This is a genomic window from Ramlibacter tataouinensis (assembly GCF_001580455.1).
Taxonomy (GTDB): Bacteria; Pseudomonadota; Gammaproteobacteria; order Burkholderiales; family Burkholderiaceae_C; genus Ramlibacter; species Ramlibacter tataouinensis_B.
On sequence record NZ_CP010951.1, the window covers coordinates 2,353,282 to 2,370,076 of the forward strand.

Sequence of the window (16,795 nt, forward strand, 5' to 3'; positions counted from 1 at the left end):
CGTCCCGGCTGTGCGGATAATCCGCGCTGCATGGACAAACTCAAGCAGCTGGAGTCCTTCGTCTCGGTCGCCACCCGCGGCAGCCTGACGGCCGCGGCCCGGGCCGAGGGCGTCGCGCCGGCGATCATGGGGCGGCGCCTCGATGCGCTGGAGGAGCGCCTGGGCGTCAAGCTGCTGGTGCGGACCACGCGCCGCATCGCACTCACCCACGAGGGCAGCGCCTTCCTGGAAGACTGTCAGCGGCTGCTGACGGAGCTGGCGAACGCCGAAGCCAGCGTCAGTGCCGGCGGCGTCAAGGCCAGCGGGCACCTGCGCATCACCGCGCCGGCCGGCTTCGGGCGGCGCAACGTGGCGCCGCTGGTGCCGAAGTTCCGCGCGCTGCATGCCGACGTCACGATCTCCCTGAACCTGAGTGACCGCGTCGTCGACATTGCCGCCGAAGGCTACGACTGCGCGGTGCGGGTGGGCGACTTGCCCGACTCCTCGCTGGTGAGCGTGCGGCTCGCGGACAACCGGCGCATGTGCGTGGCCACACCCGCGTACCTGGCACGTCATGGCACGCCGCGGCAGCCCGCCGACCTGGTGCGGTTCCAGTGCCTGACGCTTTCCAGCGACGCCTCGCAGACGCGCGGCTGGGCCTTTCGCATGCCCAGGAAGAATGGCGGCGGCAGCGAAGTGACGCACCTCAAACCGGGGGGGCCGCTCGACTGCACGGACGGCCAGGTGCTGCACGACTGGTGCCTGGCCGGCTACGGCATTGCCTGGCGCAGCACCTGGGAAGTGGACGGCGAAATCGCCGCCGGCCGGCTGGTGGAGGTGCTGGCGGATTTCGCCGCGCCGCCGAGCGGGATCTACGCCGTGTTTCCCCAGCGCAAGCACCTGCCCCTGCGGGTGCGGCTGTGGATCGATTTCCTCAAGGACAACTACGGTCGGCCCGATTTCTGGAAGGAGCGCCCATGACCCTCGAAGCCATCCTCGCCTACCTGCACATCTCCGCCATTCTCGCGCTGGTCGTGTTCATCTCCAGCGAGGCGGCGCTGTGCCGCGCGGAATGGATGAACCCGACGATCGTCAAGCGGCTGACGACGGTGGACCGCATCTACGGCATCGCCGCACTCGCGGTGCTCGCCACCGGCTTCGCCCGCATCTATCTGGGGGTCAAGGGCTCCGGCTACTACTGGGGCAACTGGCTGCTGCACGCCAAGCTGGGGATGTTCATCGTGGTCGGGCTGATCTCGATCGCGCCCACGCGGCGCTTCATCCGCTGGAACAAGGCGCTGCAGCAGACGGGCGCCCTGCCCGCGCCGGAGGAAGTGCGCCAGGCGCGCAAGCTGGTGATGCTGCAGGCCCACATCATCCCCTTCATCCCCCTGGCGGCAGTGTTCCTGGCCCGCGGGTTCGGGGCGAAAGGCTGAGCGCAGCGCCGCCCGGACCGGGCCCTGCGGGCCGGCCCAGGGCCGCCTCGTAAAATCCGCCGATGCTCCTGGTCAAACAAGAATTGCTCGGTGGCCTGGCTGCCGGGCTGGAGAAGCTCTTTCCCGGCGCGGGCGACAAGGCCGCGTTCGAGTCGCCCAAGGTCGCCGCCCATGGCGACTTCGCTTCCACCGCGGCCATGCAGCTGGCCAAGCCGCTGAAACAGAATCCGCGCCAGCTCGCCGAGACGCTGCGCGCCGAACTGCTGAGCACGCCGGCCTACCAGCGCTGGGTCGAGGGCATCGACATCGCCGGGCCGGGCTTCCTCAACATCCGGCTCAAGCCGGAGGCCAAGCAGCAGGTGGTGCGCGAGGTGCTGGCGGCGGGCAAGGGCTTCGGCCGGCAGCCGGCCGGCAGCCGCCGCATGATGGTGGAGTTCGTCTCGGCCAATCCCACCGGCCCGCTGCACGTCGGCCACGGCCGGCAGGCGGCGCTGGGCGATGCCATCTGCAACCTGTGGGCCACCCAGGGCTGGGACGTGCACCGCGAGTTCTACTACAACGACGCCGGCGTGCAGATTGCCACCCTGGCCACCTCGGTGCAGGCGCGCGCCCGGGGCCTGAAGCCCGGGGATGCGCAGTGGCCCGAGGCCGCCTACAACGGCGACTACATCGCCGACATCGCGCGCGACTTCCTCGCCGGGGCGACGGTGAAGGCCGACGATCGCCAGTTCACCGCCTCGGGCGACGTCGAGGACCTGGACTCGATCCGCCAGTTCGCCGTCGCCTACCTGCGGCACGAGCAGGACCTGGACCTCAAGGCCTTCGCGGTCCGGTTCGACCACTACTACCTCGAGTCCAGCCTCTACACCAGCGGCAAGGTCGAGGACACGGTGCGGCGCCTGCAGGCGGCCGGCAAGACCTACGAGCAGGACGGGGCCCTGTGGCTGCGCACCACGGAGTGGGGTGACGACAAGGACCGCGTGATGCGCAAGTCCGACGGCAGCTACACCTACTTCGTGCCGGATGTCGCCTACCACGTCACCAAGTGGGAGCGCGGCTTCGCGCGGGCCGTGAACATCCAGGGCACCGACCACCACGGCACGATCGCGCGGGTGCGCGCCGGCCTGCAGGCGGTGGGCGCCGGCATCCCGGCCGGCTATCCCGACTACGTGCTGCACACCATGGTGCGCGTGATGCGCGGCGGCGAGGAGGTGAAGATCTCCAAGCGCGCCGGGAGCTACGTGACGTTGCGCGACCTGATCGAGTGGACCAGCAAGGACGCGGTGCGCTTCTTCCTGCTGTCGCGCAAGCCCGACACCGAATACACCTTCGATGTCGACCTGGCGTTGGCACAGAACAACGACAACCCCGTGTACTACGTGCAATATGCCCATGCGCGCATCTGCTCGGTGCTCGCGATGTGGGGCGGCGACGCGGCGGCCCTGTCCGGCGCCGACCTGTCGGCGCTCACCGGCCCGCAGGCCCAGGCGCTGATGCTGCAGCTGGCCAAGTACCCGGAGATGCTCACGGCCGCGGCGCAGGATTTCGCGCCGCACGACGTCACCTTCTACCTGCGCGAGCTGGCGGCGGCCTACCACAGCTACTACGACAGCGAGCGCATCCTGGTGGACGATGAAACGGTGAGGCATGCCCGGCTCGCGCTCGTGGCTGCCTGCGCGCAGGTGTTGCACAATGGCCTGGCTGTGCTGGGGGTGAGCGCCCCGCGCAAGATGTGACTGGAATTTTTCGCACGTGAAGAAACTTCAACGCGGCAACGTCATCGTCGGCATCATCATCGGGATGGTGCTGGGGCTGGCCGCAGCCCTGGCCGTGGCCGTCTATGTGACCAAGGTGCCGGTGCCATTCCTGAACAAGGGCCAGAGCCGCACCGCCGAACAGGATGCGGCCGAGACCCGCAAGAACCGCGACTGGGACCCCAACGCCCCGCTGTACGGCAAGAACCCGGCCCGGCCGGTGTCGCCGGCGTCGGCCGCCGCCGCGCCGCAGCCGTCCGGCCCGGCGGCCGCGCGTCCCGCCGCGCCGGCTGCGGCCCAGGACCCGACGCCGCCGGCCGTCGCCGGCCGGCCGCCGTCGACCGACCCGCTGGGCGACTTCGCCGCCGCGCGCATGGCGGCCGGGGTCGATCCCTTCCTCTATTTCGTGCAGGCCGGCGCGTTCCGCACGCAGGAAGAGGCCGAGGCCCAGCGTGCCCGGCTGTCCCTCATGGGGTTCGATGCCAAGGTCACCGAGCGCGAGCAGTCGGGCCGGCAGGTCTTCCGGGTGCGGGTAGGGCCCTTCGAGAAGAAGGATGACGCCGACCGGCAAAAACAGAAGCTCGAGGCCGGCGGCGTCGAGACGGCGCTGGTGCGGGTGCAGCGCTGATACCGAGGGACAGGAACCGTGATGAGAAGACGTGATTTTTCGCTCGGCGCGGCCGCGCTGGCGACCCTGGGCGTGCCCGGGCTGGCGTCCGCGCAGATGAAGGCGCCCCAGGACGGCATCGAATACGTGACGCTGAACAAGCGCGCGCCGGTGGAGGCGCCGCAGGGCAAGATCGAAGTGATCGAGTTCTTCTGGTACAGCTGCCCGCATTGCAACGCCTTCGAGCCCCTGCTCCAGGACTGGATCAAGCGGCTGCCCTCGCATGTGTCGCTGCGGCGCGTCCCGGTGGCCTTCCGCGACAGCATGGTGCCGCAGCAGCGCCTGTTTTACACGCTCGAGGCCATGGGCAAGGTCGACGCCTTGCATGGCAAGGTGTTCGACGCCATCCACAAGGAGCAGCTGGACCTCACCCGTGAGCAGGGCATCCTGGAGTGGGTGGCCAAGCAGGGGCTGGATGCGCAAAAGTTCCAGGAGCTGTATCGCTCCTTTGCGGTGTCGAGCAAGGCGCGCCGCGCCGTCGAGGTCCAGGACATGTACCAGGTCGACGGGGTCCCGGCGCTGGGCATCGCGGGACGCTGGTACACCGATGGCTCGCTCGCCGGCAACATGACGCGCGCGCTGCAGGTGACCGATCACCTGATTGCCCAGGCGCGCCAAGCCTGAGGGCCACCGCCCCTCAGGCCGCAGGAAGCACCAGCAGCTCAACAAAAAGGCCCGCGCGAGCGGGCTTTTGCTTTTTCGCTGGCTACAATCGCCCAGCAAGTTTCATGCCTCTATGAAGCACGTTTACCTCTCCCTTGGCCTCGCGTTCTGGCTGGCGCTGTCCGCCGGCCCCGTCATGGCCGAGAAGGCGGACCGGGCCCGGCCCATGAACGTCGAGGCGGACGCGCTGCGCTATGACGAGCTCAAGCAGACCACGGTCTTCACCGGCAAGGTGGTGGTGACCAAGGGCTCGATCGTGATCCGGGGCGCGCGCATCGACGTGCGCCAGGACCCCGAGGGCTACCAGCACGGCGTGGTCACGGCCGAGCCGGGCAAGCTGGCCTTCTACCGGCAAAAGCGCGAGGGCCTGGATGAGTTCATCGAGGGCGAGGCCGAAAGCATCGAATACGACGGCAAGCTCGACCGTGTGAAGTTCATCAAGCGCGCCGAGCTGCGGCGCTTTCGCGGCGGCTCGCTGAGCGACGAGATGGCGGGCAGCCTGATCACCTACGACAGCGCCAACGACGTGTTCAGCGTCGATGGCGGGCCCGCCAGCCCGGCCACCGGCGGACGCGTGCGCGCGGTGCTCACGCCCAAGTCGGCCGCCTCGGCGCCCGCCGCCGCGAGTTCGGCGCCGGCCGCCTTGCGGCCGAGCACCACGCTGGACGGGGGGCGTAAGTGATCGAAGTCTCCGCAGCCGGACGCCACGCGGCGCCGGCTGCCGACACCAGCCGCCTGCAGGCCATGCACCTGCAGAAGTCGTACGGCAGCCGCAAGGTGGTCAAGGACGTGTCGCTGGCCGTCGACAAGGGCGAGGTGGTGGGCCTGCTCGGCCCCAACGGCGCCGGCAAAACCACCTCCTTCTACATGATCGTCGGCCTGGTGCGGGCCGACGCCGGCGAGATCACCATCGACGGCCGCTCGGTCGAGCACATGCCGATCCACCGGCGTTCGCGCCTGGGGCTGTCCTACCTGCCGCAGGAAGCGTCGATCTTCCGCAAGCTCAACGTCGAGGACAACGTTCGCGCGGTGCTGGAGCTGCAGCGCGGCGAAGGCGGCGCGCCGCTGGACAAGGCCGAAATCGAAAAGCGCCTGACGACGCTGCTGCAGGACCTGCGGGTGGACCACCTGCGCGATTCGCCGGCGCTGGCGCTGTCCGGCGGCGAGCGCCGGCGGGTGGAGATCGCGCGCGCGCTGGCCACGCAGCCGCGCTTCATCCTGCTGGACGAGCCCTTCGCCGGGATCGACCCGATCGCCGTCATCGAGATCCAGCGCATCATCGGCTTCCTGAAGTCGCGCGGCATCGGCGTGCTGATCACCGACCACAACGTGCGCGAGACGCTGGGCATCTGCGACCACGCCTACATCATCAGCGAAGGCGCCGTGCTCGCCCAGGGCACGCCCTCGGACATCGTGAACAACGCGGACGTGCGCCGCGTGTATCTCGGCGAACACTTCCGCATGTAAGTGCCGCAGTTATGAAACAGGGCTTGTCCCTTCGCGTGTCGCAGCACCTGGCCTTGACGCCGCAGCTGCAACAGTCCATCCGCCTGCTGCAGCTGTCCACCCTGGAGCTGTCGCAGGAAGTCGAGCAGATGCTCGACGACAACCCTTTCCTGGAGTTGAACGAGGACGAGCTGCCGCGCGAGGAGTTCGGCCTGTCGCACAGCGACGTGCCGGCGGCGGACGACGACGCCGGCGAATTCCATGTCAATGGCGCGGCCGACAGCCAGCCGGCCGTGGACAGTGAGATTGCCGGCGAGCCGGAGGCGCCCAGCTGGGAGGGCGACGGCAGCACCGAGCTGGCGCCGGACGACAACGAGTGGGGCGGCGACGCGACGCCGCGCCAGGCCAACGGGAGCGCCGACGACGAGACCGACGCCACCGAGCTGGCGCGCAGCCACGAATCGCTGCCGGCGCACCTGCACCGCCAGGCGCTGGCGCTGCGCCTGGGCGAGGAAGACCGCTGCGCGCTGCGCTTCCTGATCGAATCGCTGAACGACGACGGCTACCTGGAGGAGCCGCTCGAGGCGCTGGCCGAGAGCCTGGCGCCCGACGACCTGGAGCAGCGCGAAGAGCTGGTCCACCGCTTCACCGTGGCCCTGCGCCTGCTGCAGCACCTGGACCCGCCGGGGGTGGGCGCGCGCACGCTGGGCGAGTGCCTCACGCTGCAGCTGCAGGCCAGGCAGGCGGCCGGCGACGCGTCCGAGGCCTGCGCCGCGGCGCTGCGCATCTGCGCGCAGCCGATGGAGCTGCTGGCGCGCCGCGACATCAAGCGCCTGGCCCAGCTGTGCGGCGAGACGGACGCGCAGGTTCGCGCCGCCATCGCCCTGGTCGCACGGCTCGATCCCAAGCCGGGGCGGCGCTTCGTCGACGTGGAGCGCAACGTGATCGTGCCCGACGTGCTCGTCACCAAGGTGGGACGCGGGGCGCAGGCGCGCTTTCGCGTGCAGCTCAACCCCGACGTGATGCCGCGCCTGCGCGTGCACGACGTCTATGCCGGCGCGCTCAAGGCGCACAAGGGCGAGGGCCACCAGGCGCTGCAGCAGCGGCTGCAGGAGGCGCGCTGGTTCATCAAGAACATCCAGCAGCGCTTCGACACCATCCTGCGCGTGTCCAATGCCATCGTGGAGCGCCAGAAGAACTTCTTCATGCACGGCGAGCTGGCGATGCGGCCATTGGTGCTGCGCGAGATCGCCGACGAGCTGGGCCTGCACGAGTCGACCATCAGCCGCGTCACCACGGCCAAGTACATGTCCACGCCCTTCGGCACCTTCGAGCTGAAGTACTTCTTCGGCTCGGCCCTGGGGACCGAGACCGGGGGCAACGCCTCGAGCACGGCGGTGCGGGCGCTGATCAAGCAGTTCATCGCCTCCGAGAGCCCGCAAAAGCCCCTGTCGGACAACCAGATCTCCGAGATGCTGAAGGAGCAGGGCATCGAATGCGCGCGCCGCACCGTGGCCAAGTACCGCGAGGCGCTGCGCATCGCCCCCGCCAACCTGCGCAAGGCGCTCTGAGCGCCGTCGCCGCCATGAATTCCCTGCAACTGTTCCTGCCTTGCGCCGCCGGCGTCGAAGGCTTCCTCGCCGACGAGGTGCACCGGCTCACGGGCCTGGCGGGTGACGACCTGCTCACCGGCCGCGGCGGCGTGCTGCTGCGCGCGGCCTGGCGCGACGTGCTGCGGCTGAACCTGCACAGCCGGCTGGCGCAGCGCGTGCTCGTGCAGCTGGCGCATGCGCCCTACCGCAGCGAAGCCGATCTCTACGCGGCGGCCGCCGGCGTGGCCTGGGAGCTGTGGTTCAGCACCCGCGACAGCTTCAAGGTCGAGATCACGGCGCAGCACAGCCCGCTCAAAAGTCTGAACTTCGCCGCCCTGAAGATCAAGGACGCGATCGCCGATCGTTTTCGCGACAAGCAGGGCGCGCGCCCCGACGTGGACACGCAGCGGCCCACGGTGCGCATCTACGCGCACCTCACCAGCGAGCAGGTCTCGCTGTACATCGACACCTCGGGCGAGCCGCTGTTCAAGCGCGGCTGGCGCGAGGACAAGGGCGAGGCGCCGCTGAAGGAAACGCTGGCGGCCGCCATGATCGCGGCCAGCGGCTGGGATGCGGCCGTGCCGCTGTACGACCCGTGCTGCGGCAGCGGCACCATCGCCATCGAAGCGGCCCAGGTGGCGTGCAACATCGCGCCCGGCCAGGGCCGCCGCTTCGGCTTCGAGCGCCTGCTGCCGCACCAGCCGCACGTCTGGCAGGGGCTGCGCGAAGAGGCGAAGGCGCAGCAGCGCGCGCCCCAGGCGCCGGTGTTCGGCAGCGACGTGGCCTTTCGCATGGTCGACTTCGCGGCCCGCAACGCGGAGCGCGCCGGCGTGACGCACGCGGTCCAGCTGCGCGGCGGCGACGCCCTGCAGCGCCTGCCGCCCGGGGACACGCCCGGCGTGATGCTGGTGAATCCGCCGTACGGTGAGCGCATCGAGACCGCCGGCGTGGCGGGGCGCAGCCAGGGCGGGCGCGAGCGCGCGCAGGTGGAGGACGGTGCGGACTTCTTCGCCCAGCTGGCCGCGCACTGGAAGAAGCACTATGCCGGCTGGACCGCCTGGGTGCTTACACCCGACCTCAAGCTGCCGTCGCGCATGCGCCTGAAGGAGTCGCGCCGGGTGCCGATGTGGAACGGCCCGATCGAGTGCCGGCTGTTCCGTTTCGACATGGTCCGGGGTTCGGCCCGGCGGCAGGATGCGGATGCGCCAGCTGGTTCTTGACACCAACGTGGTGCTGGACCTGTTCGTCTTCGACGACCAGGCGGCGCGCGCGCTGCACCAGCGCCTGCATGCGGGCGAAGTGAAATGGCTGGCCACCGCCGCCATGCGCGAGGAGCTCGCCCGCGTGCTGGTCTATCCGCAGATCGCGGCGCGGCTGGCGGCCGGCGGACTCGGCGCCGAGGGCGTGCTCGCGCAGTTCGACCGCTTCGCGTGCCTGGCCGAGGCGCCGCAAGCCGCCCCGGTCGCCTGCACGGATGGCGACGACCAGAAGTTCATCGACCTGGCGGTGGCGCACCGCGCCACGCTGCTGTCCAAGGATGCGGCGGTGCTGAAGCTGCGCAAGCGCCTGGTGGCGCTGGACGTGGGCGTGGCGCCCGCGCTTTCGCTTTTGAACTAGCCGAAGAAGGCGCGCAGCGCGTCGGCCGTCGCCTCCGGCAGTTCCTCCGGAAAGAAGTGGCCGCCGTCCATGGCGCGGCCCTGCACCCGGCCCGCGCATTGCGCCTGCCAGAGCTCCCGTGGCTCGAACAGCTTGCCGATGATGCCGCGCTCGCCCCACAGCACCAGTGTGTCGCAGGGGATCTTGTCGCCGCGCGCCCGGCTTTCGCGGTCGTGCTCCAGGTCGATGCCGGCGCTGGCGCGGTAGTCCTCGCACGCGGCGTGGATCGACTCGGCCCGGCAGAAGCAGCGCTCGTACTCGGCCAGGGCCTGCGGCTCGATGTGGGCCAGTCCCTGGCCGCCCCAGCCGCCCAGCTTGGTGTGCAGGTACAGGCGGCTGTTGCCGCCAATCATGGCCTCGGGCAGCGGCGCCGGCTGGATCAGGTGGAACCAGTGGTAATAGGCGCGCGCCAGGCGCATGTCCGTCGCTTCGTACATGTCCAGCGTCGGCGCGATGTCGATCAGGCACAGCTTCGCGACGGCCCGCGGGTGGTCCAGCGCCAGCCGGTGCGCCGCGCGCCCGCCGCGGTCGTGCCCGCACAGGAAGAAGCGCTCATGCCCCAGCGCGCGCATCAGCTCCACCAGGTCGCGGGCCATGGCGCGCTTGCTGTAGTTGGCGTGGTCGGGCAGGCCCGGGGCCTTGCCGGAGTCGCCGTAGCCGCGCAAGTCGGGCATCACCAGGAAATAGCGGTCCGCCAGCAGCCGCGCCACCCGGTGCCACATGGCGTGCGTCTGCGGGAATCCATGCTGCAGCAGCAGCGGCGGGCCGTCCCGGCGGCCGCCGAAGCGGGCGAAGATTTCCGTGTCGTTGACGGCGAAGCGGCGCGTCTCGAATCCGTCGAACCAGCTCGAACTCATGGCGAAGTCTTTCCCCCGGGCGCGATGCGCGCGATCAAGCCCTCCAGCGCGTGGCGCACCGCGGCTGCGCGCACCGCGGCGCGGTCGCCGCCGAACCGGCGCATTTCGCTGGACAGCTGGCCATCCACCGAAAAGCCGAACCAGACCAGGCCCACCGGCTTCTCCGGGCTGCCGCCGGTCGGACCGGCGATGCCGGTGATGCCCACGCCGACCTGCGCCTTCGAACGCTGCACCGCCCCGACCGCCAGCGCCCGGGCCACCGGCTCGCTGACCGCGCCATGCGCCGCGATCAGCGCCGCGTCCACACCGAGCATCTCGGTCTTGGCCGCGTTCGAGTAGCTCACGAAGCCGCGGTCGAACCAGTCGCTGGAACCGGACAGCTCGGTGCAGGCGCCTGCGACCAGCCCGCCGGTACAGCTCTCGGCGGTGGCCAGCATCCAGCCGCGCTCGCGCAGCAAGGCCGCGAGCTGCTCCACCGGCGTCACCAGAACCTCCAGGCGGCGATCACCAGGAGCGTGCAGAACGCCGCCACCAGGTCGTCGAACAGGATGCCGAATCCGCCGCGCCAGCCAAAGCCCTGGAACAGGCCGTCGGCCCAGGCGACCGGGCCGGGCTTGACCGCGTCGAACAGGCGGAACAGCAGGAACGCGGCCAGCTGCGCGGTGAAGCTGGCCGGCGTCACCAGCCACAGCACGATCCAGAAGGCGACGACCTCGTCCCACACGATGCTGCCGGGGTCGAGCACGCGCATGTGCGATGCGGTCACCGTGCAGGCCCACCAGCCCAGCGCCAGCGAGACGGCGATGAGCAGGCCGAGGCCGGCGGCGCCCCACAGGGGCTGGAGCAGCCACCAGGCGAGCCAGGCCCACAAGGTGCCGGCGGTGCCGGGTGCCACCGGGGACAGGCCCGAACCGAAGCCCAGGGCGATGAAGTGCGCCGGGTGCGACAGCATGAAGCGCACGCTCGGACGGCGCGGCGCGGATTCCAGGGGCGGGTTCAAGGCATCGCTCATGGTGCTGCGGGCGCGGCCGGCGGCTGGCGGAACCACTCGGCCCAGTGTTCGATGCAGGCCTTGATCTTCGGCAGGCGATGGCGGGCGCCGGCGGTGACCGCGTACACCGCCACCGGCTTCGCGTCCACGTACTTCTCGAGCACCGGCACCAGCAGCTGCTGCCGCACGAGGGCGTCGCCCACCAGGGTGGCCAGCCGCCCGATGCCCAGGCCCTGCAGCACCATGGTCGCGCCCATGTTGGTGTCGTTGGTTCGCCAGCGCCCTTCGGCGGCATACACGCTCGCCTTGCCGCGGATGCGGAAGGGCCACTGGTTCAGCATGGTCACGTTGTTGTTGGTGATGAGCGTGTGGCCGGCCAGCTCGCCCGGGTTCCGCGGCAGGCCGTGCGCGGCCACATACGAGGGCGCCGCGTAGAGCCCGCGCCCCAGCGTGCCGATCTGCCGCGCCACCACCGTCTCGGGCAGCGTGTTGGCGGTGCGGATCGCGATGTCGATGCCTTCGCGCGCCATGTCCACGATGCTGTCGCCCACCTGCAGGTCGACGCGCAGCAGCGGGTGGCGCGCGGCCAGGCTGGGCAGGCTGGGCACCAGCTGGTACTGCGCGATCACGGTGCTCGCGGCCACGCGCACGGTGCCGCGCGGCTCGCGGCTGCGGGTGGCGAACTCGCCCTCGAGCTCGTCGAGCGTGCCGATCATGCGCCGGCAGTAGTCGCGGAAGGTCTGCCCCTCCGCCGTCGGGGACAGCCCGTGCGTCGAGCGATGGATCAGGCGCGCGCCGCAGGCCTGCTCGATGCGCACCAGCGCGCGCGAGACCTGGCTCACCGGCACGTCGCGCTCGCGGGCCACCGCCGACAGCGTGCCCAGTTCCACCACGCGCGTGAACAGATGCATGTCGTCGAACTGGAGGTCGCGCATGCGGCAATGGTAAGGCCGGTGTTGCATGGCGCGCAAAGCCGATTTGCCGGCGGTGCCGTTTCCGCGCCGCCCGCGCGTCCCTACAGTGGCCTCACCCAACCGAAAAGGAGGCCGCCATGTCCAAGCACGAAGACAACCTGCGCCTGATGGCCCTGGCCCGCCGGCGCGCCCAGGAGCTGCGCCGCGAGGACTGGGAGGCCTACTGGAGCGCCGGCACGCGGATGGCGCGCGACCGGCTTCGTCCGGCCAAGCGCCTGGCCGCCGCGTTCGCGCGCCATGTCCGCTCGCGCAGGCCGGTGGTGGAGGGCTGACCGTGCTGGTAAGGCCGCCGAGTGTCGCGCCAAGCCCCGACTAGTAACAACTGCCGTGCCGCTGCCGGAACTCGCGCGGCGATTGCGGCCGGGACGACTGCCACAGGCCCAGGCGCTCGCGGCGCGCGCGCGCTTCCTGCTCCCAGTAGGGGCCGCGGCTGCGCTGGTAGCGGTACGACCAGGCGTAGCCGCGGCCAACCATCCAGGCCCCCAGGTCCTCGCGCCCGAGCCGCACGCGTGCGACGGTGCGCTGGTAGTCGTCCCTGGCTTGCGCGATCACCACCACCCGCTTGCCGAGGGCCTTGGCCGCCAGCGCATCGCGGCCCTGGGGGCCGAGCGGCTGGCAGATCTCCGGCGCGTCGATGCCGTGGATGCGGATGCGCTGCGGCGCGCGGCCGTCCAGCGGCCGCACCGAGAGGGTGTCGCCGTCGCTGACGTGGGTGACGATGCCTTCGAAGGTCCCGGCGCAGGCCTGCCAGGACGCGAGGCAGACGGCGAGGGCCAGCGCCAGGCGCGGCAGGCGTGGCGGCATCAGGCGAAGTGGTCGAACGACGCGAACTGCCGCGCGATGCGATGACCCGTTGCGTCGAACAGCCGCAGGCCCGGCGCCGCCTCGATGCGGCCGATGCGCGTGACGCGCGTGCCCGCCGCGCGGGCGGCGGCTTCGACCTGCTGCCGGCGGTCCGCCGCCGCGGTGAATAGCAGCTCATAGTCGTCACCGCCCGCCAGCACCCACTCCAGCCGGGTGTCCGGATCGAGCTGCACCGCGCAGTCCATCAGCGCCAGGCAGGCGCCGGCGTCGATCGCCGCCCCCACGGCGCTGGCCCGCAGCACGTGGCGCAGGTCGCCGAGCAGTCCGTCGCTCACATCGATGCAGGCCGTGGCCAGGCCGCGCAGCGCCTGCCCGAGCGCCACGCGCGGCGTCGGCAGGTCCAGGCGGGCGCGCGCCCGCTCCAGGGCATCGGCCGGCACCGACAGCGCACCCCGGGACACTTCGAGCGCGAGCCGGGCGTCGCCCAGGCTGCCGCTGACATAGAGGTCGTCGCCGGCCCGGGCGCCCGATCGCAGCAGGGCCTGTCCGGCCGGGACTTCGCCGAACACCGTGATGCAGATGTTCAGCGGGCCGCGCGTGGTGTCGCCGCCGACCAGCTCGCACTCGTGGGCCTCGGCCAGCGCGAACAGGCCGCGCGCGAACGGCGCCAGCCAGGCTTCGTCGGCCTGCGGCAGCGACAAGGCCAGCGTGAATGCGAGCGGCTGCGCGCCGCAGGCCGCCAGGTCGCTCAGGTTGACGGCCAGGGCCTTGTGGCCGAGCCGGGCCGGGTCGACGGCCGGAAGGAAATGGCGGCCTTCGACCAGCATGTCGCTGGACACTGCCAGCTGCATGCCCGCGGCCGGCGCCAGCAGCGCGCAGTCGTCGCCCACGCCCAGCGCATTGCGGCGCGCCGGGCGCTTGAAGAAGCGTTCGATGAGGTCGAATTCACCCATCGCGCCATTGTCGCGCCAAAGGCGGGACGCATCGCGCTAACGTGCCTCGCGAAACCGCAGCGCGCCCTGGCGCACGACCTCGGCCAGCAGGCGTTCGCGCCCCTGCTTCTCGCGCAGCCAGCGCGCGTCGTTGGTGCCGTGCTCGGCGTCTTCCCACAGCATCTGCACGCCGTAGGCCGCACCCACGCGCCGCGCGTGCGGCATGACCTGGCGCAGCGTGAGGCCAATGTGCTCGCGCAGCGGCATGTGCTGGCCGCTGACCGGGTCCACGTACACCGCGTCCAGCCCGAAGCGGCAGGCCTGGAAGCGGTTGTAGGTGTAGACCATGTAGTCGTCCTCCTCCGGCATGAAGGGCTGCTCCTGCAGGAACCAGGCCGCCAGCGACTGCACCAGGCCGGCCAGCGCCGCCGCCCGGTCGATGGTGAGCGGCGTGTCGAACACCCGGATTTCGATGGTGCCGTATTCCGGCTTGGGACGGATGTCCCAGTAGAAGTCCTTCATGCTCTTGACCACGCCGGTGCGCGTGGTCTTGTTGAAGAACTTCTCGAACTCGCACCAGCGCAGCGTGAACGGGGCGCGGCCCGACATCGGGAAGGCGAACACCGAGTTCAGGCGCGCCGAGTCGAATTGCGTGTCCTGGCCCTGCACGTAGGGCGAGCTGGCCGACAGCGCGATGAAGTGCGGGATGTAGCGCGACATGCGATGCAGCATCAGCAGCGCGGAATCGGCGTCGGGGCAGCCGACGTGCACGTGCTGGCCGAAGATGGTGAACTGCTTGGACAGGTAGCCGTACAGCTCGGACAGCTCGCGAAAGCGCGGCTTGTCGTAGATGCGCTGCTCGTGCCACTGCTGGAAGGGGTGCGTGCCCCCGCCCACCACGGCGATGTTGAGGCGGTCGGCGCACTTGACGAGCGCATCGCGGATGGCCGACAGCTCGTCGTGCACCTGCACCGCCGAGCGGCAGATGCCGGTGGACACCTCGATCATGCTGGAGGTCATTTCGGGAACGACCGAGCCGGGCAGCCGGAAGCGGGACATCAGCCGCAGCATCTCGTCGGAATAGGGCGCCAGGTCGTAGTCGTGGGTGTTCACCAGCTGCAGTTCGAGCTCCACGCCGAGCGACAGCGGCGCCGACTCGCCAAAGGGTCCGAGCGCCGGCGCTTCGCCGGGCGTGGCGACGGGCACCTCGACGTGCTTAAGAACCCTTGCCACGCAGCGGCTCCCCGGCCAGGTCCGCGCCTTCGGCCTCATCGCTGCGCGAGGTCTCGCGCGCGCGGTGCAGCGCGAAGGTGGCGGCGATCGCGCCCAGCACTCCCATCAGCAGGATCGCCGGCAGCGCGATGCCGGCGACCTCCGCACCCAGCCCGGCCGAGGCGGTGGCGAACTGCGACACCATCAGCAAGGCGACCGAAGACATGGGCGACATCGCGCAGCCGGTCCAGATCGCCTGGCGCCAACTGGTGCCGCTGCGCCAGTTGGCCAGCCACACGCCGACGATGGTCCCGGCGCCGCGGGCCAGCACCAGCGCCGCGACCAGCCCCGCCACCGCAGGGTTCCAGGGGGCGGTCGCCGCCACCACCGCCACCAGCACGAACATCAGCATGGTCAGCAGCGACGAGACGGTGCCCAGCTGGCGCGGCCAGGCCCAGGGCCGCGGGTTCATCTGCTTGAGCAGCAGTCCGCCGATCAGCGCCGCCAGCGGCGCGGAGCCGCCGAAGTGCGACGCCACCGCGGTGCCGGCGGCAATCAGCGCGACCAGCAGCATCGAGGTGTTTTCACTGGTCGGGCTCATGACCCGCAAGGCCATGCGCAGCAGCAGGGCGAGCACGGCGCCCACGACGAAGGAGACGCCGAGCACCACCAGCACCGGGAACAGCTTGTCGCCGACGTCGCCCCCCTGGCGAGTGAGCACGCCGGTGCGCGCGTTCACCAGCGTCAGCGCATACAGCGCGCTCAGGGTGGACAGCGTCATCGCGCGCTCGGTGACCGGCCCGGAGGCGCGCGTGTCCACCACCACCCGCGACAGCACCGCGGGCGAAGCGGCCATGGAGATCACGGCCAGCGATTCGGCCACGGTCGCGCGCACCCCGAGGTAGCGCAGCGCATAGAACACGCACAGGCCCGTGAGCAGCGACCCCAGCAGGCTTTGCAGCAGCACCATGGGGTTGTGCCGGAACCAGCGCAGCGCCAGGCGGCCGCCGGCTTCGAACAGCACCACCGAGACACCGAGTTCGAGCAGGAACAGCGCGATGCCCTGCAAGGGCCAGGCGCCGCCGGAAAAGCCCGCCAGGCCGGCGAAGGTGCCGGCGAACGAGTAACCCACCACCTTGGGCAGGCCGGTGTGCCGCTGCAGCAGATGACCGGCCGCCGCGGCCACCGCGAGCAGCACCGACCACTGGAGCGTGGGCAGCCCGGCCGATGGCCTGAGCCAAGCGGCCCAAACGGCCATGACTTCGTTCATGCGGGGTTCCCCGCGCGCAATGTATCTCGGCAGGCCTCGCCGGGCCTGTAGGACAGCGTCGCGAGGGTCGAGCCAGCCCGACCGCGCGCGCTGCGCGGCCGTGCCCTTCGCGCTGCGCGGCGCTGCTCTTCGGTCAGTGCAGGATGCGGGCCCCGCCGTCGCTCAATTGAAAGGCGGGAATCTCCACCTCGAAACGCTCGCCGTCCTCGGCCACGAAGAAGTAGTTGCCCTCCATGGTGCCGCTGGGCGTGCGCAGCCGGCAGCCGCTGGTGTACTGGAAGGACTCGCCGGGCTTGAGCAGCGGCTGCTGCCCGACCACGCCCAGGCCGTTCACTTCCTCGATCCCCCCGGCGGCGTCAGTGATCACCCAATGGCGGGAAATCAGCTGCGAGGTCGTCTGCCCGGTGTTCGTGATGGTGATGGTGTAGGCAAAGGTATAGAGGTGCTCCTGTGGTTCTGATTGCTCCGCCAGGTAGCGCGGCTGCACCTCGACTCGAAACTGGTACGTGGCCATGGCGCCATCGTACGCTTTGCGCTGCCGCGCTGTGATTTTGCGAGAATC

The 16,795-nt window shown here is 70.7% G+C and carries 20 protein-coding genes; 11 read left to right on the forward strand and 9 right to left on the reverse strand.

Annotated features, from left to right (window positions below; genetic code table 11):
* The first annotated feature begins 30 nt into the window (after positions 1–30).
* The 10 genes from UC35_RS11365 to UC35_RS11410 all read left to right on the forward strand — a co-directional run bounded on the left by UC35_RS11365 (position 31) and on the right by UC35_RS11410 (position 9,154).
* Positions 31–960 carry a LysR family transcriptional regulator gene (locus UC35_RS11365; RefSeq protein WP_061499494.1) on the forward strand — a complete coding sequence of 310 codons (930 nt, stop codon included), beginning with the start codon at positions 31–33 and terminating at the stop codon, positions 958–960.
* Positions 957–1,415: a DUF2214 family protein gene (locus UC35_RS11370; protein ID WP_061499497.1), complete on the forward strand. Its 459-nt coding sequence runs from the start codon at positions 957–959 to the stop codon at positions 1,413–1,415. Before UC35_RS11365 ends, UC35_RS11370 begins: the two co-directional genes overlap by 4 nt.
* Positions 1,416–1,477: 62 nt before the next feature.
* Positions 1,478–3,151, forward strand: coding sequence for an arginine--tRNA ligase (argS, locus tag UC35_RS11375; RefSeq protein WP_061499500.1), 1,674 nt, complete (start codon positions 1,478–1,480; stop codon positions 3,149–3,151).
* 16 nt (positions 3,152–3,167) lie between these two features.
* Positions 3,168–3,797 carry an SPOR domain-containing protein gene (locus tag UC35_RS11380; protein ID WP_061499503.1) on the forward strand — a complete coding sequence of 210 codons (630 nt, stop codon included), beginning with the start codon at positions 3,168–3,170 and terminating at the stop codon, positions 3,795–3,797.
* A gap of 21 nt (positions 3,798–3,818) precedes the next feature.
* Positions 3,819–4,460: a thiol:disulfide interchange protein DsbA/DsbL gene (locus UC35_RS11385; RefSeq protein WP_061499506.1), complete on the forward strand. Its 642-nt coding sequence runs from the start codon at positions 3,819–3,821 to the stop codon at positions 4,458–4,460.
* A gap of 112 nt (positions 4,461–4,572) precedes the next feature.
* Positions 4,573–5,181, forward strand: a complete 609-nt coding sequence (gene lptA, locus UC35_RS11390; RefSeq protein ID WP_061499508.1) for a lipopolysaccharide transport periplasmic protein LptA — start codon at positions 4,573–4,575, stop codon at positions 5,179–5,181.
* Between the two features lie 62 nt (positions 5,182–5,243).
* Positions 5,244–5,966: an LPS export ABC transporter ATP-binding protein gene (gene lptB / locus UC35_RS11395; protein WP_082793559.1), complete on the forward strand. Its 723-nt coding sequence runs from the start codon at positions 5,244–5,246 to the stop codon at positions 5,964–5,966.
* Between the two features lie 11 nt (positions 5,967–5,977).
* Positions 5,978–7,516, forward strand: a complete 1,539-nt coding sequence (locus UC35_RS11400) for an RNA polymerase factor sigma-54 (protein ID WP_061499514.1) — start codon at positions 5,978–5,980, stop codon at positions 7,514–7,516.
* A 14-nt stretch (positions 7,517–7,530) separates the two neighbouring features.
* The gene (locus UC35_RS11405; protein ID WP_061499517.1) at positions 7,531–8,757 is read left to right on the forward strand and encodes a THUMP domain-containing class I SAM-dependent RNA methyltransferase; all 1,227 of its coding nucleotides are present in this window, start codon (positions 7,531–7,533) and stop codon (positions 8,755–8,757) included.
* The gene (locus UC35_RS11410) at positions 8,738–9,154 is read left to right on the forward strand and encodes a putative toxin-antitoxin system toxin component, PIN family (protein ID WP_082793055.1); all 417 of its coding nucleotides are present in this window, start codon (positions 8,738–8,740) and stop codon (positions 9,152–9,154) included. The genes UC35_RS11405 and UC35_RS11410 overlap by 20 nt, the downstream gene beginning before the upstream one ends.
* On the opposite strand, the gene UC35_RS11415 is transcribed toward UC35_RS11410, so the two are convergent.
* Genes UC35_RS11415 through UC35_RS11430 form a run of 4 tightly spaced genes read right to left on the reverse strand, consistent with a single transcriptional unit; the run spans position 9,151 to position 11,976 of the window.
* The gene (locus UC35_RS11415) at positions 9,151–10,050 is read right to left on the reverse strand and encodes an alpha/beta fold hydrolase (RefSeq protein WP_061499521.1); all 900 of its coding nucleotides are present in this window, start codon (positions 10,048–10,050) and stop codon (positions 9,151–9,153) included. The two genes, UC35_RS11410 and UC35_RS11415, sit on opposite strands and share 4 nt — an antisense overlap.
* Complete coding sequence (locus UC35_RS23505; protein ID WP_227820528.1) at positions 10,047–10,535, reverse strand: CinA family protein; 489 nt, start codon at positions 10,533–10,535, stop codon at positions 10,047–10,049. Before UC35_RS23505 ends, UC35_RS11415 begins: the two co-directional genes overlap by 4 nt.
* A complete protein-coding gene (locus UC35_RS23510; RefSeq protein ID WP_061503799.1) occupies positions 10,532–11,062 on the reverse strand; it encodes a phosphatidylglycerophosphatase A in 531 nt (176 codons plus the stop codon). The genes UC35_RS23505 and UC35_RS23510 overlap by 4 nt, the downstream gene beginning before the upstream one ends.
* Positions 11,059–11,976 (reverse strand): LysR family transcriptional regulator, encoded by a 918-nt coding sequence (locus tag UC35_RS11430; protein WP_061499524.1) that lies wholly within the window; start codon positions 11,974–11,976, stop codon positions 11,059–11,061. The genes UC35_RS23510 and UC35_RS11430 overlap by 4 nt, the downstream gene beginning before the upstream one ends.
* A 116-nt stretch (positions 11,977–12,092) precedes the next feature.
* Here UC35_RS11430 and UC35_RS11435 point away from each other — a divergent pair, with 116 nt between their 5' ends.
* On the forward strand, positions 12,093–12,287 hold the full coding sequence (locus tag UC35_RS11435; RefSeq protein ID WP_061499527.1) for a hypothetical protein: 195 nt from the start codon (positions 12,093–12,095) through the stop codon (positions 12,285–12,287).
* Positions 12,288–12,327: 40 nt separating this feature from the next.
* On the opposite strand, the gene UC35_RS11440 is transcribed toward UC35_RS11435, so the two are convergent.
* From UC35_RS11440 to apaG, 5 genes are all read right to left on the reverse strand, one after another.
* Positions 12,328–12,819 carry a thermonuclease family protein gene (locus UC35_RS11440; protein ID WP_061499530.1) on the reverse strand — a complete coding sequence of 164 codons (492 nt, stop codon included), beginning with the start codon at positions 12,817–12,819 and terminating at the stop codon, positions 12,328–12,330.
* The gene (thiL, locus tag UC35_RS11445) at positions 12,819–13,772 is read right to left on the reverse strand and encodes a thiamine-phosphate kinase (protein ID WP_061499533.1); all 954 of its coding nucleotides are present in this window, start codon (positions 13,770–13,772) and stop codon (positions 12,819–12,821) included. Before thiL ends, UC35_RS11440 begins: the two co-directional genes overlap by 1 nt.
* A gap of 36 nt (positions 13,773–13,808) precedes the next feature.
* Positions 13,809–14,957, reverse strand: a complete 1,149-nt coding sequence (locus UC35_RS11450; RefSeq protein WP_227820559.1) for a YbdK family carboxylate-amine ligase — start codon at positions 14,955–14,957, stop codon at positions 13,809–13,811.
* A gap of 10 nt (positions 14,958–14,967) precedes the next feature.
* Positions 14,968–16,233, reverse strand: coding sequence for a cation:proton antiporter (locus UC35_RS11455; RefSeq protein ID WP_061499536.1), 1,266 nt, complete (start codon positions 16,231–16,233; stop codon positions 14,968–14,970).
* Between the two features lie 133 nt (positions 16,234–16,366).
* Positions 16,367–16,747: a Co2+/Mg2+ efflux protein ApaG gene (gene apaG, locus UC35_RS11460; protein ID WP_061499539.1), complete on the reverse strand. Its 381-nt coding sequence runs from the start codon at positions 16,745–16,747 to the stop codon at positions 16,367–16,369.
* Positions 16,748–16,795 lie beyond the last annotated feature (48 nt).

Bases quoted from the DNA above. Each gene is read 5' to 3' on its own strand.
- UC35_RS11400 (WP_061499514.1), top strand. From the start codon at position 5,978: ATGAAACAGGGCTTGTCCCTTCGCGTGTCGCAGCACCTGGCCTTGACG.
- UC35_RS11435 (WP_061499527.1), top strand. From the start codon at position 12,093: ATGTCCAAGCACGAAGACAACCTGCGCCTGATGGCCCTGGCCCGCCGG.
- UC35_RS11365 (WP_061499494.1), top strand. From the start codon at position 31: ATGGACAAACTCAAGCAGCTGGAGTCCTTCGTCTCGGTCGCCACCCGC.
- argS (WP_061499500.1), top strand. From the start codon at position 1,478: ATGCTCCTGGTCAAACAAGAATTGCTCGGTGGCCTGGCTGCCGGGCTG.
- UC35_RS11405 (WP_061499517.1), top strand. From the start codon at position 7,531: ATGAATTCCCTGCAACTGTTCCTGCCTTGCGCCGCCGGCGTCGAAGGC.
- thiL (WP_061499533.1), bottom strand. From the start codon at position 13,772: ATGGGTGAATTCGACCTCATCGAACGCTTCTTCAAGCGCCCGGCGCGC.
- UC35_RS11410 (WP_082793055.1), top strand. From the start codon at position 8,738: ATGCGCCAGCTGGTTCTTGACACCAACGTGGTGCTGGACCTGTTCGTC.
- UC35_RS11430 (WP_061499524.1), bottom strand. From the start codon at position 11,976: ATGCGCGACCTCCAGTTCGACGACATGCATCTGTTCACGCGCGTGGTG.
- UC35_RS11440 (WP_061499530.1), bottom strand. From the start codon at position 12,819: ATGCCGCCACGCCTGCCGCGCCTGGCGCTGGCCCTCGCCGTCTGCCTC.
- UC35_RS23510 (WP_061503799.1), bottom strand. From the start codon at position 11,062: ATGAGCGATGCCTTGAACCCGCCCCTGGAATCCGCGCCGCGCCGTCCG.
- lptA (WP_061499508.1), top strand. From the start codon at position 4,573: ATGAAGCACGTTTACCTCTCCCTTGGCCTCGCGTTCTGGCTGGCGCTG.
- UC35_RS11415 (WP_061499521.1), bottom strand. From the start codon at position 10,050: ATGAGTTCGAGCTGGTTCGACGGATTCGAGACGCGCCGCTTCGCCGTC.
- UC35_RS11385 (WP_061499506.1), top strand. From the start codon at position 3,819: ATGAGAAGACGTGATTTTTCGCTCGGCGCGGCCGCGCTGGCGACCCTG.
- UC35_RS11455 (WP_061499536.1), bottom strand. From the start codon at position 16,233: ATGAACGAAGTCATGGCCGTTTGGGCCGCTTGGCTCAGGCCATCGGCC.
- apaG (WP_061499539.1), bottom strand. From the start codon at position 16,747: ATGGCCACGTACCAGTTTCGAGTCGAGGTGCAGCCGCGCTACCTGGCG.
- UC35_RS11370 (WP_061499497.1), top strand. From the start codon at position 957: ATGACCCTCGAAGCCATCCTCGCCTACCTGCACATCTCCGCCATTCTC.
- lptB (WP_082793559.1), top strand. From the start codon at position 5,244: ATGCACCTGCAGAAGTCGTACGGCAGCCGCAAGGTGGTCAAGGACGTG.